This is a genomic window from Mixta mediterraneensis, assembly GCF_030283135.1.
GTDB lineage: Bacteria > Pseudomonadota > Gammaproteobacteria > Enterobacterales > Enterobacteriaceae > Pantoea > Pantoea mediterraneensis.
The window spans coordinates 1-648 of sequence record NZ_JASUAZ010000144.1; the positions used below are offsets into that span (position 1 = coordinate 1).

The 648-nt window shown below is 49.4% G+C and carries 2 protein-coding genes; both read right to left on the reverse strand.

What is annotated here, in order from left to right:
* Window positions 1-149: 149 nt before the first annotated feature.
* On the reverse strand, window positions 150-434 hold the full coding sequence (locus QRY16_RS21985; protein ID WP_289778063.1) for a hypothetical protein: 285 nt from the start codon (window positions 432-434) through the stop codon (window positions 150-152).
* A 43-nt stretch (window positions 435-477) separates the two neighbouring features.
* Window positions 478-648: antirestriction protein (locus QRY16_RS21990; RefSeq protein WP_289778064.1), on the reverse strand; the 171-nt coding region annotated here is incomplete at its 5' end.

Below are 648 nucleotides of genomic sequence, written 5' to 3' on the forward strand. Positions count from 1 at the left end.
CTCCTTCGCCAGTCGGGGCGCTACCGCGAAAGACTCAACTGCCTTTCGATGTAATAATTATACGTCTAATGAGCCATTTTATCAACTCATTAGACGTATTTTTTTAATTTAATTTTGTTCAAATATGAACATTTAATGATGCCAGATATCTAACATAATGGCTTGAATTTGGCCTTGTTGTAGGTGATTCGGTAGTCTTTGCTCCTCCCGCACTGCCGCAGGAACTCCAGCGAGACAACGTTAGCAGCGGCAAAATTGATGCACATAATGCTTTCCAGCGCCTCGAACAGGTCGGCCCCATTGGCAAGCGGAAACCACAGATCATTGTCGCTACCGCTTAATTTTTCATGCAGACAGAAATGCACAGCACGCACGCCGCCAAATTCCGTAACCAGCACCGTATTGCTGGCGCGAATATCAGTTAGTGTTAACATTTTTCCCCCTGTCAGTATTGGCCCCCTCGCGGGGGCCGCCGTTTCAGTCAATCGCGCGGTAAATCAAACCGGCTTCGGCGTGTTGGTCGGCATATAATTTGAGCTTTTCCTGCTGGGTGATCAGCATGTCGCAGATGTGCTCATAGCCGGCATCATGTGCGTGCCAGATCATGTGATTCAGGGTGAACGGTAGCACGCCTGCGGCGTGAGCCCG

Coding starts and splice junctions, on each gene's coding strand:
- QRY16_RS21985 (WP_289778063.1), bottom strand. CDS start 434: ATGTTAACACTAACTGATATTCGCGCCAGCAATACGGTGCTGGTTACG.